The organism is Polaromonas sp. P1_E3, assembly GCF_056405935.1.
The window spans coordinates 1-15,227 of record NZ_JBFUBD010000056.1; the positions used below are offsets into that span (position 1 = coordinate 1).

At 64.5% G+C, this 15,227-nt stretch carries 16 protein-coding genes; 4 read left to right on the top strand and 12 right to left on the bottom strand.

All coding sequences use genetic code 11. The features are described from left to right. A partial coding sequence (locus AC1D0Z_RS09540; protein ID WP_477658008.1) for a Crp/Fnr family transcriptional regulator occupies positions 1 to 560 on the bottom strand: 560 nt, incomplete at its 3' end. A gap of 78 nt (positions 561 to 638) precedes the next feature. Here AC1D0Z_RS09540 and AC1D0Z_RS09545 point away from each other — a divergent pair. Then, positions 639 to 1,046 (top strand): BLUF domain-containing protein, encoded by a 408-nt coding sequence (locus tag AC1D0Z_RS09545; RefSeq protein ID WP_477658009.1) that lies wholly within the window; start codon positions 639 to 641, stop codon positions 1,044 to 1,046. Positions 1,047 to 1,051: 5 nt separating this feature from the next. Here AC1D0Z_RS09545 and AC1D0Z_RS09550 read toward each other — a convergent pair whose 3' ends face one another. Together AC1D0Z_RS09550 and AC1D0Z_RS09555 are read right to left on the bottom strand one after the other, a co-directional pair. Continuing rightward, on the bottom strand, positions 1,052 to 2,041 hold the full coding sequence (locus AC1D0Z_RS09550; RefSeq protein WP_477658010.1) for an MBL fold metallo-hydrolase: 990 nt from the start codon (positions 2,039 to 2,041) through the stop codon (positions 1,052 to 1,054). A 216-nt stretch (positions 2,042 to 2,257) separates the two neighbouring features. Next, positions 2,258 to 2,809: a gluconokinase gene (locus tag AC1D0Z_RS09555; protein WP_477658011.1), complete on the bottom strand. Its 552-nt coding sequence runs from the start codon at positions 2,807 to 2,809 to the stop codon at positions 2,258 to 2,260. Positions 2,810 to 2,936: 127 nt separating this feature from the next. Between AC1D0Z_RS09555 and AC1D0Z_RS09560 the strand changes: the two genes are divergently transcribed. Continuing rightward, entirely contained in the window at positions 2,937 to 3,356 is a 420-nt protein-coding gene (locus AC1D0Z_RS09560; protein WP_477658012.1) for a TfoX/Sxy family protein, read from the top strand. Between the two features lie 108 nt (positions 3,357 to 3,464). On the opposite strand, the gene AC1D0Z_RS09565 is transcribed toward AC1D0Z_RS09560, so the two are convergent. Further along, complete coding sequence (locus tag AC1D0Z_RS09565) at positions 3,465 to 4,094, bottom strand: DUF2917 domain-containing protein (protein ID WP_477658013.1); 630 nt, start codon at positions 4,092 to 4,094, stop codon at positions 3,465 to 3,467. Between the two features lie 150 nt (positions 4,095 to 4,244). Between AC1D0Z_RS09565 and AC1D0Z_RS09570 the strand changes: the two genes are divergently transcribed. After that, entirely contained in the window at positions 4,245 to 5,228 is a 984-nt protein-coding gene (locus AC1D0Z_RS09570; protein WP_477658014.1) for a LysR substrate-binding domain-containing protein, read from the top strand. Between the two features lie 46 nt (positions 5,229 to 5,274). On the opposite strand, the gene AC1D0Z_RS09575 is transcribed toward AC1D0Z_RS09570, so the two are convergent. The 8 genes from AC1D0Z_RS09575 to AC1D0Z_RS09610 all read right to left on the bottom strand — a co-directional run bounded on the left by AC1D0Z_RS09575 (position 5,275) and on the right by AC1D0Z_RS09610 (position 14,514). Continuing rightward, a complete protein-coding gene (locus AC1D0Z_RS09575; RefSeq protein WP_477658015.1) occupies positions 5,275 to 6,759 on the bottom strand; it encodes an N-acyl-D-amino-acid deacylase family protein in 1,485 nt (494 codons plus the stop codon). After that, a complete protein-coding gene (locus AC1D0Z_RS09580; protein ID WP_477658016.1) occupies positions 6,756 to 7,667 on the bottom strand; it encodes a MurR/RpiR family transcriptional regulator in 912 nt (303 codons plus the stop codon). Before AC1D0Z_RS09580 ends, AC1D0Z_RS09575 begins: the two co-directional genes overlap by 4 nt. Further along, a complete protein-coding gene (locus AC1D0Z_RS09585; protein ID WP_477658017.1) occupies positions 7,668 to 8,966 on the bottom strand; it encodes an amino acid deaminase in 1,299 nt (432 codons plus the stop codon). Continuing rightward, entirely contained in the window at positions 8,963 to 9,952 is a 990-nt protein-coding gene (locus tag AC1D0Z_RS09590) for an ABC transporter ATP-binding protein (protein ID WP_477658018.1), read from the bottom strand. Before AC1D0Z_RS09590 ends, AC1D0Z_RS09585 begins: the two co-directional genes overlap by 4 nt. After that, positions 9,949 to 10,980: an ABC transporter ATP-binding protein gene (locus AC1D0Z_RS09595; protein ID WP_477658019.1), complete on the bottom strand. Its 1,032-nt coding sequence runs from the start codon at positions 10,978 to 10,980 to the stop codon at positions 9,949 to 9,951. Before AC1D0Z_RS09595 ends, AC1D0Z_RS09590 begins: the two co-directional genes overlap by 4 nt. Continuing rightward, positions 10,977 to 11,816, bottom strand: coding sequence for an ABC transporter permease (locus AC1D0Z_RS09600; protein WP_477658020.1), 840 nt, complete (start codon positions 11,814 to 11,816; stop codon positions 10,977 to 10,979). Before AC1D0Z_RS09600 ends, AC1D0Z_RS09595 begins: the two co-directional genes overlap by 4 nt. 1 nt (position 11,817) lies before the next feature. Further along, a complete protein-coding gene (locus AC1D0Z_RS09605; protein WP_477658021.1) occupies positions 11,818 to 12,759 on the bottom strand; it encodes an ABC transporter permease in 942 nt (313 codons plus the stop codon). Between the two features lie 198 nt (positions 12,760 to 12,957). Beyond that, the gene (locus AC1D0Z_RS09610) at positions 12,958 to 14,514 is read right to left on the bottom strand and encodes an ABC transporter substrate-binding protein (protein ID WP_477658022.1); all 1,557 of its coding nucleotides are present in this window, start codon (positions 14,512 to 14,514) and stop codon (positions 12,958 to 12,960) included. Positions 14,515 to 14,661: 147 nt separating this feature from the next. Between AC1D0Z_RS09610 and AC1D0Z_RS09615 the strand changes: the two genes are divergently transcribed. Continuing rightward, the gene (locus AC1D0Z_RS09615; protein ID WP_477658023.1) at positions 14,662 to 15,051 is read left to right on the top strand and encodes a RidA family protein; all 390 of its coding nucleotides are present in this window, start codon (positions 14,662 to 14,664) and stop codon (positions 15,049 to 15,051) included. Positions 15,052 to 15,227 lie beyond the last annotated feature (176 nt).

Here is a 15,227-nt window from a genome sequence, read left to right on the forward strand (position 1 = left end):
GCGGGAGGCTGCGCCGTCCGTACGGCCAGTTGCAGCCTGCGGTACAGGTGCATCAACAGCATCGCCACACGTTCGGTGGCATTGCGCCGCCCGGCAGTCAGCAGATGGTCGTCAACAATGCCTTCTTCGCGGGCGGCGAGCCAGGTGATGTCATACCCCAGGCTTGGGTGGTTGCGGTAAAGCTCCCACAAGCCGTCGCGGGGAAAGACGCACAGGCTGACGTCCGTCACGGCTTCAATGCCATGCATGGCGCCGTCAGCGAATTTCTGCTGCAGGCCGATGAAGTCCCCGGGCAGCAGGAAATTGAGAATTTGGCGGCGGCCATCGCTCAGGGTTTTGTACCGGAAAGCCCAGCCCGAATACAGCGTGAAAAGTTTGCCGTTGGGTTTTTGTTCGTGCAGGATGGTGCCGCCGGCCTGCACCGCAGAGGTGCCGGTGCGGAAGGCTTCGATGAAGGCAAGTTCTTCCTTGCTTACCGGCATGAAGGCACCGGTTTTGCGCAGCCCGCATGCATTGCAGCGCGGCGGGCACTTCGGTGGTGTTAGCGTTGGATTGTCCATAAAAGACTTATCTTAGGCTCAAATGTCTGTGTCTTTTGACATTGTGAAACGCCGGGCGTCCCGCTACATTCGGCTCCCATGATCCACATAAGTACAAGGCTGTATGAAATTCTTTATGTCAGTACCCTGGCGCCCGAAGCACCTTTAAGCGTCGTGGCGGATATCGCTGCCAAAGCCCGACAGGCAAATGCAGAACGGGACATCACCGGATTGCTGATTTTTGACGGCATGCGCTTCTGCCAGCAACTGGAAGGTGGCCAGAAGCAGGTGCTGGCATTGCTGGAACGCATTCGCCAGGACACCCGCCACATCAATATGCAGATCCTCCACCATGGCGAACTGGCCGCCCGGCGATTCAGGCGCTTCAGCCTGGGTTACTGCACCGTCGAAGACGATGACGTGCTGGAACGCGTGGAGCAGATGGACGGACAGGTTGCGCTGGACGCCTTTGTGGGGCTGCTTTCCAGGCTGGACCTCGACGCCTGAAAGCCTCAGCCCTGCAGCGCTTTCCACATTTCCTGGTCGCGCTGGGCCGTCCAGATACGCGGGTTCTTGATCCCGCTGGCTTCATCAAACGCCCGGCTCACGTCAAACGGCAGGCAATGCTCGTAAATAAACACATGGCCGAAGACCGGGTCCATGCTTTTGCGGGTGTGCGCCATGGCCGCCTTCAGGTCCATGCCGGCGGCAGCGGCTTCCTTGCCGGCCTGGTACAGCGTTTCAACCCAGCGCTTTGTATAGTCCAGTGCCTTGTTGACATTGGCCGCGCCCTTCATGGCTTCGCCGCGGCCGGGCACGATGGCGTCGGCTTTCAGCGCGCGCAGCGCTTCCAGCGTGGCGGGCCATTCTTCCAGCTGGGCATCGCCTGTATAAACACCCGCCTCGTATTCCACCAGGTCGCCTGAAAACAGCACTTTTTCTTCTTCAACCCAGGCGATGGTGTCGCCGCGCGTGTGGCCTGGGCCCGGATGCCATACCTGGACCTTGACGCCGCCCAGGTCCAGCACGAGCTTGCCGGGCACTTCGCCCTTCACCGGGTTGCCGCCGTCAATCACCAGGGTCGGCCAGGTCAGGCCGGGCACACTTTCCGCGTTGCGGAAAAGGCGCGGGAAACGCTCCATCTCGCTTTGCATGTCCTGCGCGCCGCGCTCAACGATGAGCTCGTACGTGCCCTGGCTGGCGATCACTTCCGTCGCGCCTTCCGCAGCGTAGGCGCTGGCGCCCAGAACCCGGACCGCGTGGTAGTGCGTCAGCAGCACATATTTGATGGGCTTGTCGCTCACGGTGCGGATGCGGGCGATAAGGTCCTGCGCCATGGCCGGGGTCGCGGTGGCATCGCTCACCATGATGAATTTGTCGCCGATGATCACGCCGGAGTTGGGGTCACCCTCGGCCGTGTAGGCCCAGCAATGTGCGCTGAGCTGCTCAAACGTGATGACCTTGTCGGTGAGATCGGACTGCGAGGCGAAGGCTTTGGACATGGGGCTCCTGTGTAGGGACTGTGCGGTGGTCAACAGTATGGCGACAGCTGCCGGGAATTTTACTTAAACGTAATGCATTACGAATAGTTAAACCCTTGCCCATCCGCACAGCGCCTGCGATTTGCTATGTATTTCATAGCTGCTTGCGCCCGTCGTTATTGGCTTGGCGGCCAATTTCATACCAAAACGACAGAGAGGCAGGGATTGGGCGTGCCGTTAACGGTGAATAGCCAGCCAGGCAACCGCGCTGTCGGCCAAGGCTTGCAGGGAGGCATTCCCGGCCAGGGTCAACACGCCCGGCTCGGCTGATGGGTCCTGCAGTGCCTCAAATTGGCTGGCGACCAGGCTGGGCGGATAAAAGTGGCCCGGCCGTGTGGAAACCCGCCGCAGTGATTCCGCCTGGCTGATGGCCAGGTGCACAAACTGCAAACCGGGCACTGCGCCGCGCAGGCTGTCCCGGTAGGCAGCTTTGAGGGCCGAGCAGGTCAGCACCACACCTGCAGGGTGTCGCGCCAGTTCCCTGCCCAGCTGGCGGAGCCAGTCGGCGCGGTCTTCGTCGGCGAGCGGAATACCTTGCTGCATTTTCTGGATGTTGCCGGGGGGGTGAAAGTCGTCACCCTCAATCAACGGCAGCCCCAGCTGGTCGGCTACCAAACGCCCTACCGCCGACTTGCCGCAACCGGCAACGCCCATGACGACCACATGGATCGCCGGCCCCGCCGGGTGCACTTCGGGCGCTGGAACAAGGGTTTGGAAAACTGGGGCCATGCCAAATTATCGCGGCCCGCCGCATCTTGCGGCACCGCAATCTTTGCGTACGAAAATTTTGGGCCTGGATGAATGCGCGGCGAGTCGCACCCGCCAAATATGCCGCCGGGTTTGGTATGGTTACGGCATGGCTTCTCCCGCTAACGATTTTGCGACCTACTGCTGCGAGCTTTTGTCTGGCGTTGGGCCCTGCATTGCCAGGCGCATGTTTGGCGGCTTTGGCATCAGCACCTCGGGCTTGACCTTCGCGCTGGTGGCGGATTTGGGAGGCGGCGAGAAACTCTGGCTCAAGGCGGACGCCGACACCCAGGCCCGGTTTGAGCGGGAAGGCTGCGAGCGCTTCAGCTATGAAATGACCCGCAACGGCGTGAGCAAGATGCAAAGCCTTAACTACTACAGTGCACCAGAGGAGGCGATGGAGTCGCCGCAGCTGATGCTTCAATGGGCACGGATTTCCCTGGACTGCGCGTTAAAAGCCCGGGCGGGAAAACCGAAAAAACGGGCATCACCCCCTTCTCCAGCCCGCCGGAAAACTTCCCGAACCTAACGCCAACGGACGCTGCCGGATTCCGGGCGCGCGTAAAAAAGCCCGCAGCCTTGGCGACTGCGGGCGAACGGCTTTCCCAAGCAGAAATTTGCGCTGTGATCGGTCCGGCTAGACCAGGTTGGACATGGCCAGCACGTTGCAGTTGCGGCCCGCGCCGGCACTGTTTTTGTAGACATCGAGGTCATGGCCCGAAGCCGGCCGGTTCCGGGCGGCCACAAAACCGGCGGCAACCGGTGTCAGCACGGCCTCAAGCGCCGCTGCTGCACCTGAAACCAGGCCGCGGCCAAGGCGTGCCAGCGCGCCGCCCGCCAGACCCAGCGCGGCACGCAGGTCCACCAGGGGCTGCAGCACGCCGGTGCGCCAGCCCGCCTGCTCGGCAGCCTGGGGCACTTCAACGCGGCTACCGGCGGGCTCCCAGCTGAAATAAGCCGATGCCGCATGGCCGCTGCTGAACGATTCCAGCACCAGCGACTCACCTGCCTTCAGCGTCAGGCTTTCACCCCGCATGAGGAAATGGTCGCCTGCGCGAACCTGCATGTCCTGGCTGGCGCCGTCGAAGGTGGCCCAGACCCGGCCATGCGCAATGCGCAACACTCCGGCCTGTGACGCGCGCAGCGTCAACGCCCGTCCCGCACCCAGCTTCCAGAACCCCGCCAGGCCGCTGACCTGGCCGGTGGTGGCATCCGAAGCCTGTTGCATATAGCGATCGCCTGCAAGGTGTGAAGCTGCGTGGTCCATGGTGTTCTCCAAAAAAGGGCACAAGTGAGTGATGAGGAATGAATGATCTCGCTTCGGACTTGCACAGTCCAATGAAATCGCGGTAAGCTATTCATTCCATATTCGCATTAATCAATCAGGCTGAAATTGCCCTAATACCCCGGAACTGTCATGCTGCATTCACAAACCCATCTGCGCTCCAGGCCGATTTCCGCTGGCCAGTTAAGGGCGTTTGAGGCTGTCGCCCGCCACCTCAATTTCCGTGCTGCGTCGGAGGAACTGGCGCTGACCCAGTCCGCCGTCAGCCGCCAGATCCAGGGGCTTGAAGAGGACGTGGGTGTCGGCCTCTTCCACCGCCACACCCGGGCCGTGGAACTCACCAACGCGGGAGCGATCCTGCTGCGCGCTGTCACACCGTCGCTCGAACGGATTGACGGGGCGGTCCGGCAGATCCGCCAGAGCGCCGGGCGTAAAAGCGTGGCGCTCACCACGTTCGCCTCCTTCGCGTCGATGTGGCTGATTCCGCGCCTGGAAGGCTTTCAGCGCGACAACCCCGATATCGACATCCGGATTGATGCGTCGGACGTCGCGGTCGACCTTGACATTTCAGACCTGGACCTGGCCTTGCGCTACGCCCCCGCCAGCCATATGCCGCCCCATGCCATACGCCTTTTTGGCGAGCAGATCACGCCGGTCATCAGCCCCTGGCTGCTCAAAAGCGGACCGCGCCTGAAGAAGCCGGACGACCTGGCGCAGTTCACATTGATCGAGGCAGGGGATGCGCATCACACCCATCTGGAATGGCTGACCTGGCGCCGCTGGCTGAGCGACCATGCCAGCCCCAAGCTGGAGGCCAAGCGCTGGCTGTACTTCAACTATGCCTACCAGATGGTGCAGGCGACCCTGACGGGGCAAGGCGTGGTGCTGGCGCGCCTGCCGCTGATTGCCGAGAGCCTGGCCTCAGGCGACCTGGTGGAGCCGCTGCCGCAGATGCGCATGGAGTCGCCCATGAGCTACTGGCTGATCATCGGGCCGCGCAACGTCGCCCGGCCTGAAGTGATGGCCTTTTGCGATTGGCTGAAAAGCCAGGCCGCGCTGACGCGTGAGGCGATTGGGGATGTGCCCGATCCCGACACAGTCGACAGTCTTGATTGAGCCTGTCTTACGCCCTCTCCCAGGGAGAGGGAACTGGAAGCGGGTATCAGGTCTGCGCGTTGGACACCTGGCGTCTAAGCAAACGCCCGGCGCGCGCCTGCACCTGGACGCCCGCCGCATCCGAGGCGCCGGCCACATAAGCCAGCTCACCATTCACAAATACCTTCTCGATGCCTTCCGACAAGGCGATCGGGTTTTCGTACGTCGCTACATCGCGCACGCGGACCGGGTCCAGCACCACCACGTCGGCATGCCAGCCAACCTGCAGCTGGCCGCGCTGGTGCAGGCGGAAGTTGCGTGCCGACAGGCCGGTCATCTTGTAGATCGCAGTCTCCAGCGAAAGCAGCTGCTGCTCGCGCCAGTAGCGCGCCAGCACCCGCGGAAAGGCGCCCCACAGGCGTGGGTGCGGATGCTTGTCATGCGGCAGGCCGTCCGACCCGATCATGGAAAGCGGGTGCGCAATGACGCGCCGCACATCGTCCTCGTGCATCTGGAAATAGCAGGCCCCGCCGGGCTGCAGGCGGCGGCAAACGGTTTTCTGGTCAACACCCCACTCGGCGGCGATCGACGCCAGGGTGCGGCCCATCATTTCCGGGTGCGGGGCCGACCAGCTCACGAGCACATCGATAACGCCGTCGACCAGGTCTTCGCGCAGCACGGTCGAGCCGGCCACGTAGGGATACACATCCATCGCGATGTCCTGGCGCCGGGCCAGCGTGTCAATCAGCGGCAGCGTCTCCTGCGTGCGGCCCCAGTTGGCCGGCCCTGCGCATTTGTGATGCGAGATCACCAGCGGCACGCCGGCCTCGAAGGCGCAGCCGGCGGCCTCGTGCATGGCCTCCAGGATGTCAGCCATCTCTGACCGCATGTGGGTGGCGTAGATGCCGCCGTGTCGCGCAACAACGCGCGCCAGCGCCGTCACCTCGGCGGCCGGCGCCGGCATGGCTTCGGCGTAAAAGAGGCCAGACGAAAGGCCGATAGCGCCCTGGACCATGCATTGCTCCAGCAGGGCGCACATGGCGGCCACTTCATCGGCGGTGGCCGGCCGGTTGAGGTCGCCCACACAGGCATAGCGCAGCGTGGTGTGGCCGATCAGCGGCGCCACATTAACGGCCGGCTCTGCCTCGGCTACGGCCTGCGCATAGGCCTCTACTGACGGGTACTTGAACGAATTTCCGAGCAGGGTGAGAGCGCCCTGCGGTTCTTTCACCACAAAGGGCGCGACCGACAGGCCGCAGTTGCCGGTCACCACCGTCGTGACGCCCTGCGACAGCTTGGGAAACATGCCCGGCGCGTTCAGTACGATGGCGTCGTCGTGGGTGTGCACGTCGATGAAACCGGGCGCGATCACCAGGCCGCTGCAATCGTACACATCAACATCGGCCAGAGCCAGGCCATCCGGGAGGCGGTGCCGCAGGCCCGCGCCCACGGCCACAATCCGGTCGCCCGCCAGCAGAAGGTCCCCAGGCCTGCCGGCCGTGTTGGTGCCGTCCACCAGCAAACCGTTTTCCAGCAAGGTGGCGCGTGTCATCGTACTTTTCCCATGGTGAGCTTGGCGCCTTCGTCCCAGTCCAGCCGGGGATGGTGGTGCATGTCCACGCCGCGGGTTTCCAGCGTGCGCTGGATGTTGGCCAGCCGGTTCACGGCCTTGTCGCCCAGGCGCTGCGCCACGAGCACGGTGAGTATCTCGATCACCGTCAGGTGCGCCAGGTAAGCCTCGGGGCCCACCGGCATCACCGGGTCGGGCGCCACTTCCACGGCCAGCACGATGTCGGCCATCGCCGCCAGCTGCGAGCCGGGCTGCGTCAGAGCGATGATGGTGGCGCCCTGCGAGCGCGCGACGTCCACCGCCTCCAGCAGCGAAGGCATGCCGCCGACATGGGTGATGGCCATCACCACACCGCGCGGGCCGATGGTGGCGGCCGAGATCAGCTGCAGGTGCGGGTCCAGGTAGCTGTTGGAAGCCACGCCCATGCGATACAGCCGCGCCTGCAGGTCCGAGGCCATGAAGTTGGAGGTGACGCCGACGCCATAGCAATCCACCCGTGCGCCGTCGACAATGGCATCGGCCGCTGCCTGCACCGCATCCACACTGAGCTGGGCCTGCACGCTGTTGATCACCGTGGCGGCGCCGCGCGTCACCTTGGCGATCACCTGGCGGGTGTCGTCGTCAATGCGCACGCGCCGGTTCAGCGGTGAGCCGCCGACTGCAAGCTCCTGTGCCAGGGCCAGCTTGAACTCGCGCAGCCCGGGGTAGCCCAGGTCGCGGCAGGTGCGCATGATGGTGGGTACCGAGCTGTTGGCGCGCTGGGCCAGTGTCTCGAAGGTTTCGTCCAGCACACGCTGCGGATCTTCCAGGATCAGGGCCAGCACGGTGCGCCGCGCGGCGGGCGCGCGGTCCATGATCTCGGCAATTTTTTCAAGCACGCGTGGGGTCATTTAAAAGCAGGTGACGATGGCGTCACACACGTTGTTTTGTTCGTCCACCACCGGCATCCAGCGCCATTTGTCGAAGGTGGTGCAGGGGTGGGAAATGCCCAGCGCGACCAGGTCACCCACGCGCAGGGCCTGGTGTTCCGGACCGCTGCCGGCCGGGGCCGTGTGGCGGAGGTAAGCATGCTGGTCGTTCAGGCCGGTGATTTTCCAGTCGGCCGGCGCCGGCGTCATGGTGGTCTCGCCGGCCGGGCACAAGCCCAGGGGCACAGGAAGCTCCAGGTCGTAAGAAATGTCGCGCTTGCCCACCGCGAGAATCGCCAGCCCTGGCTCGGGGCAGGACTGCACTGCCGCCCACACCTGCATCGCCGCGTTCAACCCATGGCCGCAGCCCATGCGCGCGGCCACGGTATTCATGAAGCGGTGGTACGTGCCATGGTCGTGCGTCACATAACAGCCGGAGCGCAGCAGGCCCTGCACGGGCCGTGAGAGTTTCATCTTCAGGTGTTCGGCGACCAGATCGAAGATGGCGGAGCCGCCGGCCGTGAGGAGGATCTCATCCGTCTCGAACAACTGCTGCTCGTCACAGGCTCGCGCAATATCACGCACACGCTGCATCAGCGCATTGGCGTAGGCCTTGTCGGCATCCGATTCGCCGGTAGCGCCCAGGCCTTCGTAGCATTCGATGCCGACCAGCCGGGTGGCCTTGCCGCTGCGCAGGCGCTTCGCCACTGCGAGCGCCTGCTCGTGGCTTCGGCAGCCGGTGCGGCCGCCATCCACGCCGATCTCCAGCAGCACGTCGAAAGGCTCAGCGTGCGCATTCACCGCATGCCAGGCTTCAATGAGATCTGCCTGCGCCAGGGAATCCACCAGAAAAGCCACGCTCAGCCCGGCATTGGCGCGCTTGAGGTCGGCTATGCCCTGCAGGTCCACCGCCTGGAACACCTGGTTGGCGATCAGGCAGCGTTTTGCACCGGCTGTCACGCCCGCGCGCAGCTGCGTCACAGTAGCGAAGGTCAGGCCCCAGGCGCCGGCGTCGAGCTGGCGCTCGAACAGCTGCGGCGACATGGTCGTCTTGCCGTGCGGCGCCAGGCCCACACCGTGGCTGCCGGCGAAACCCTGCATCCATTGCAGGTTGCCGGCCAGGGGGTCCCGGCGGATCACGGCCAGCGGCAGCGGCAGGTCGCCGCGCAGCACGTTCCAGCCCTGGGCACCGACGGCCGAGCGGCGCAGCGCCGGGCTGTGGTGCGGAAAGCCCTTCCAGGAAGCGTCGAGCAGGGGGTCGAGAATATCTTGCAGTGTCATGGTGTCGTCAATGATTCGATGTCGTCGCGGATGCAGGCCTTCAGCCGGCCGCGGCCCATGTCGCGCGGCTCCGGCCGCGTCTGGGCGCAGGCGTCAATGGCATGCGGGCAGCGCGTGCGAAACACACAGCCCGAAGGCGGGTTGACCGGGCTGGGCATGTCACCTTTCAAGGGCACATGCACCATCTTCAGCGCCGGGTCAGGCTTGGGCGAAGCGGCCAGCAACGCCTGGGTATAAGGATGCAGCGGCCGCGCGAACAGCTGCGCTGTCGGCGCCACTTCCATCACGCGGCCCAGGTACAGCACAACCACCCGGTCACACAGGTATTCCACCACATCCAGGTCGTGCGAGATGAACAGCATGGTCAGCTTCAGGCTGTCGCGCAGGTCGCACAGGAGGTTGACCACCTGCGCCTGGATGGACACATCCAGCGCCGAGAGCGGCTCATCGGCGACGATGAATTCGGGCTGCACCGACAGCGCCCGCGCCACGCCGATGCGCTGCCGCTGGCCGCCGGAAAACTCGTGCGGGTAACGCGCCGCGTGCTCGGGCGGCAGCCCCACCAGCTGCAACAGCTCGGCGATGCGCTGCGCGGTTGCCTCCTTGCCTTTGGCCAGGCCGTGCACCTGCAGCGCCTCACCCAGGATGTCGCGTACCCGCATCTTGGGGTTCAGGCTGGCGTACGGGTCCTGGAAGATCATCTGCAGCTTGCTGCGCAGCGCGCGCATGCGGTTGCCTGAAGCCGCGCCGAGATCTTCGCCGCGGTAGCTCACTGTGCCACCGGTGCTGTCGACCAGGCGCAGCAGCGCGCGGCCGATGGTGCTCTTGCCCGAGCCCGATTCGCCCACCAGGCCCAGTGTCTCGCCAGGATGGATCACGAAGGACACATCGTCCACCGCGCGCACCGGCCGCACGGAGGAGCCGAAGAATTTCTGCAGGTGGCGCACCTCGATCAGGGGCGCGGCGGCGGGCGTCTCTATGCTCATGCGGCCTCCGGCACCAGGATGCAGCGGGCGCTGCCGCCGGCTTCGTCGTTGCGCAACGCCGGCATGGCGTCGCGGCAGGCCGCGATGGCCTTGTCGCAGCGTGGTTCAAAGGCGCAGCCCGGGGGCGGCGCCAGCGGGCTGGAGACCTGGCCGCGGATGGCGTAGAGCCGGCGCTTGCCTCCCGCCGCATGCGGGCCCTCGCCCTCCGCCGCCGGCACCCGCCCGCGCTGCTGCGCCGGCAGGCAGGCCAGCAGGCCTTGGGTGTAGGGATGCTGCGGCCGCGCGAACAGGTCGTTGACAGGCGCGGCCTCCACGATGCGTCCGGCGTACATCACCGCCACGTCGTCGGCATGGTGCGCCACCACGCCCAGGTTATGGGTGATGAACAGGATGCTCATGCCGGTTTCGGCCTGCAGCCTGCGCATCAGCGCCAGGATCTGTGCCTGGATGGTCACATCCAGCGCAGTGGTGGGTTCATCGGCGATCAGCAGCGTTGGGTCGCAGGCCATGGCCAGCGCGATCATCACGCGCTGGCGCATGCCGCCGGAAAGCTGATGTGGATATTCATGCAGACGCTGGGCGGCAGCCGGGATCTCCACGAGTTCCAGCATGCGCAGCGCCTGGGCCAGGGCGGCCGCATGGCCCAGGCCTTTGTGCAGGCGCAGCGATTCGGCCACCTGCTCACCCACGGTGAAGACCGGGTTCAGGCTGGTCATCGGCTCCTGGAAGATCATGGCCACCTCGTTGCCGCGGATCGCCCGCATGCGCGGCTCGGGCAGCGTCAGCAGGTCCAGCGTCTCGCCGGCGCGGTTGACGAACAGGGCCTGGCCACTGACCTGCGTCGACGCCGTGCGCGGCAGCAGGCGCATCAGCGTCAGGCTGGTGACCGATTTGCCGGAACCCGATTCGCCGACAAGGGCCGTGGTCTTGCCGGCACGGATGTTGAAGCTCACGTCAGCGACGGAGCGGATCAGGCCTTCGTCGGTGTCGAAGAAGGTGGAAAGGTGGCGTACTTCGAGACGGTTCACATCGATTTCCGCAGGCGCGGATCCAGCAGGTCGCGGATGCCGTCGCCCAGCAATTGGAGCGACAGCGCGGTAAGGATGATGGCCAGGCCCGGGAACAGCACGATCCACAACGCCTGGTGGGCGTATTGCTGGCTGCCGGCGACCATGGTTCCCCAGGTCGGGATTTCGGGCGGCACGCCCACGCCCAGGAAAGACAGCGCGGCTTCCGCCAGGATGGCATAGGCAAAGATGAAAGAAGCCTGCACAAGGATCGGGGACATCAGGTTGGGCAGCACATGGCGCCAGAGGATGCGCACGGTGGAGACCCCAACAGCACGCGCCGCCTCCACAAACAAAAGCTCGCGCACCACCAGCGTCGAAGCGCGCACCACACGCGCCACGCGCGGTGTGTAGACCAGCACCAGGGCCAGCACCACGTTCAGCATGGAGGGGCCGAGGATGCCGACGAGGGCGATGGCCAGCAGGATGTCGGGGAAGGACATCATGGCGTCGACCACCCGCATAACGGGCGCGTCGAGCCGGCGAAAGAAACCTGCGACCAGGCCAAACAGGGTGCCGGCCACCACCGAACCCAGCGCCGTCAGCAGCGCAATGGTCAGCGAATAACGGCCGCCGAAGGCGATGCGGGCAAACAGGTCGCGGCCCAGTTCGTCGGTGCCGAACAGGTGGGTGGAAGACGGTTGCGCCAGGCGCTGGCTCACGGCGGTCTCGTTCGGGTCCAGCCCGCTCAGGGGGCCGGCGAAGAGCGACACCAGCACCACCACGACCAGCGCGATGGCCGCGGCCAGCACGATGCGGCGGCGAAACAGCTTGCGGAGAATCAGCGGCATCTGCATATCAGTATTTCACGCGTGGGTCGACCACGGTATAGAGCAGGTCGATGGCGAAGTTGATGACTACATAGATGGCCGCCACCACCAGCAACGCACCCTGGATCACCGGGTAGTCGCGCCGGATCACCGCACTCACCACCAGGTTGCCCACGCCGGGCAGCCCGAATACCGTCTCGGTGACGACCGCACCACCGATCATCAGCGCCACTGTCAGGCCGAGCACGGTAACGATGGGCACCAGCGCATTGCGCAGCGCATGCTTGAGCACCACCACGTTTTCCGAAAGCCCTTTGGCCCGGGCTGTGCGCACGTAGTCTTCGCCCAGCACATCCAGCATGGAGGCGCGGGTGAAGCGGATGATGAGCGCCGAATTGAGCACACCCAGCACCGTGGCCGGCAGCACCAGGCAGTGGATGCGGGCCGCCAGCGAGGCGCCCGGCTCGCCATAGCCCGAAACCGGAAACCAGCCGAGTGAAACGGCGAAGATCTGCATCAGCACCAGGCCGAACCAGAAGCTGGGCACGCTGGCGCCCAGCATGGCAAAACCGGTGAAGGCCTGGTCGATAGCCTTGCCGCGAAAAACCGCCGAAACGATGCCGCAGGGCACGCCGATCAGCGCAGCGATCGCGATCGCCATCAGCGAAAGCAGGGTCGTAGGCTCGGCCCGCTCCCAGAGTGCCTGGGTGACCGGGCGCTGGAGAAAGATCGATTCGCCCAGGTTGCCGTGCGCCAACTCGCGGATCCACAGGCCAAATTGCACCGGCAGGGGTTTGTCCAGGCCATAGACCTTCTGCACGCGCGCGATGTCCTCGGCCGTGGCCTGGTCGCCCAGAAGCACCGCGATAGGGTCGCCCGGCGCGGCGCGCGTGAGGATAAACACCAGCACCGCCACAATGGCCATGACCACAAGCATGCCGCCCAGCCGGGAGAGTAAATACCGCGTCATGACTTTGCTCTATCCATTAAGAGTGAAATCGCTTTATCCATCCGAAAACGCTCCAGATCAACCTGCTGCACCCGGCTCAACCGAAGCGAACCCACCAGTTGAGTCGCGGAACCGGCTTTGCCGAACCGCAGGCGCGCTGCCCCACACGTGAGGAAAGGGGCAGCGCGTCGCAGGCTTGATCAGTGACGAGCGCGGGGCTCAACTCTTCAGCGTTGTGTTCCAGAAGAACGGATAGGTGTAGGGCGTATAGCCTTGCAGCGCCGGTGAGCGCGCTGACAGGCTGGCGAATTTTCCGACCTGGATGTAGGGTACTTCGTCGTAGACCACCTGCTGCACCTTGCCCCACAGCGCGCCGCGCTTGGCGGGGTTCGGCTCCTGGTTCAGCGCGGTCAGCGCCTCGGCCTTGGCGGGCGAGCTCCACCAGCCCGGTGCGCCGTCGCCCAGCTGCGGCGGTGAAAGCATGGGTTCGGGGAACAGGCCCGAATGGGTGATGTAGATGTCCCACAGCTTGGGGTCTGCGCGGCGCTGCAGCAGCGTCGCCCACTCGACCACATTGAGCTCGGCCTTGAAGCCGGCACGCTTGAGCTGCTCGGCCATGATCAATGCCATGTTGTAGTGGAAGTCGTACTGCCGGCTGGTCAGGATGCGCACCGGCTCGCCCTTGTAGCCGGCTTGCTCGGCCTGGCTCTTGGCTTTCTTGGCATCGCGTTCGTTATAGGCAGCGGTACCGGCGGTGGAATAAAAAGGCGTGCCCTTGGGGAAGTGGTTACCTTCGGCGATGAAAAAGCGTGTGTCGCCAAAGCCCGCCGCCAGCATCTCGCCTTCGCCCAGCGCGGTCTGCACCGCCTTGCGTACAGGCTGCCGTGCCAGCGAGCCCTCTTTGGTATTGAACACCAGGTAAGGAAAGCCAAAAGAGGGGGTCATGATGGGCACGACCTTGCCGCCGGCTTTTTCCAGCCGCGGCAGCGCCTCAATCGGCAACAGGTCGGCATAGTGGAACTGGCCGGCCAGCGCACCCTCCACCCGTGTGTTGGCATTGGGCACCGGTACGAAGCGCAGCTCCTCCACCGCGGCCACCCGCTTGCCGCCGTAGCCGCTGGCGGCTTCACTGCGCGCCGTATAGCCGTCGAAGCGCGTGAGCAGCACATACTGGTCGGGCTTGCGCTCCTTGAACTTGTAAGGCCCTGTGCCCACGTATTCGCGCAGCGGCTGGGCCAGCGATTCCTTGGCCATGATGGCCGCCATGCCCGACGCCATGGCCAGTTGCGAGAGCAGCGGCGCATACGCGCTCTTCAGGCTGATCTCCACACCGTGCGAGCCCTTGGCCGACAGGTCGGCCACCTGCACCGCCACCGACTTGCCGCGCGGCGAGACTTCCATCCAGCGTTTCAGGCTGGCCACCACGTCGTCGGCATGGAGCTCGCGGCCGCTGTGCAGCATCACGCCCTTGCGCAGCGCGATGCTGTAGAGCTTGCCGTCCGCCGAGATCTTGGGCATCGCCTCGGCCAGCATCGGCACCAGGGCCGCCTTGGCATCGAAGGTGAAGAGCGGTTCGTAGACGTGCTGCATGATGATGCAGACCAGGTCGGCCGGGGTCGACTGGATGTCCAGTGTCGGCGGCTCAGCCACCATGGCCAGGTTCAGGGCTGACTTGCCCGTCTGCGCGGCGGCCGGGCCGAAACCGGCGCCAGCTGCACCCAAGGCCAGCAGGGAAGACAAGGCGGTACGGCGATGCATGCGGATTCCACGGATCATGACAACTCCTGATTGAAGTTAAATTTCAAAAGTGAAGATTAATTGATCTAGAAATGCTCATTTTCAGGATAAACCCGAATATTTACGCATAATTCTGAAAATACATTTCAATATTTGTTGGAAAAGCGACTGTAAAAGGAGTTCTTCATGCCTCTGGAATATTTGGGAAATCCGCCGCTGGCCTCCGACCGCCAGCCTCGCCCCTTCTCGCCTGCCGTACGCGCCGGGGATTTTGTCTACGTCTCCGGTCAGGTTCCGGCGAATGAAAACGGCGAGATCGTGACCGGCGGAATCGAGGTGCAAACGCACCAGGTGATGAAGAACCTGCAGGCGGTGCTGGCCCTGGCCGGCTGCACGCTGGATGACGTCTGCAAAAGCACCGTGTGGTTGCAGGATGCGCGTGACTTTGGCAGCTTCAACCGCATCTATATGGGGTATTTCGGCGACGGGAAACCGGCTCGATCGACGACTGAGGCGCGGTTGATGGTGGATGCGCGGGTGGAGATTGATGTGGTGGCTTATAAGCCCAAGGGTTGAGGCCTTGCTTGTTCTGTCGTTGCGCTCTTTGCTGAGGGCRGTTGGCCGGGGGTTGCCCGGCATGCAACTCACTTTTCTTTGCTTCGCCAAAGAAAAGTAAGCAAAAGAAAGGCGACCCTGCTGTCTGCGACCCCTGCGCTTCGCTGCGGGGCAACCTGCGGTGCTCGGTTCAGGCG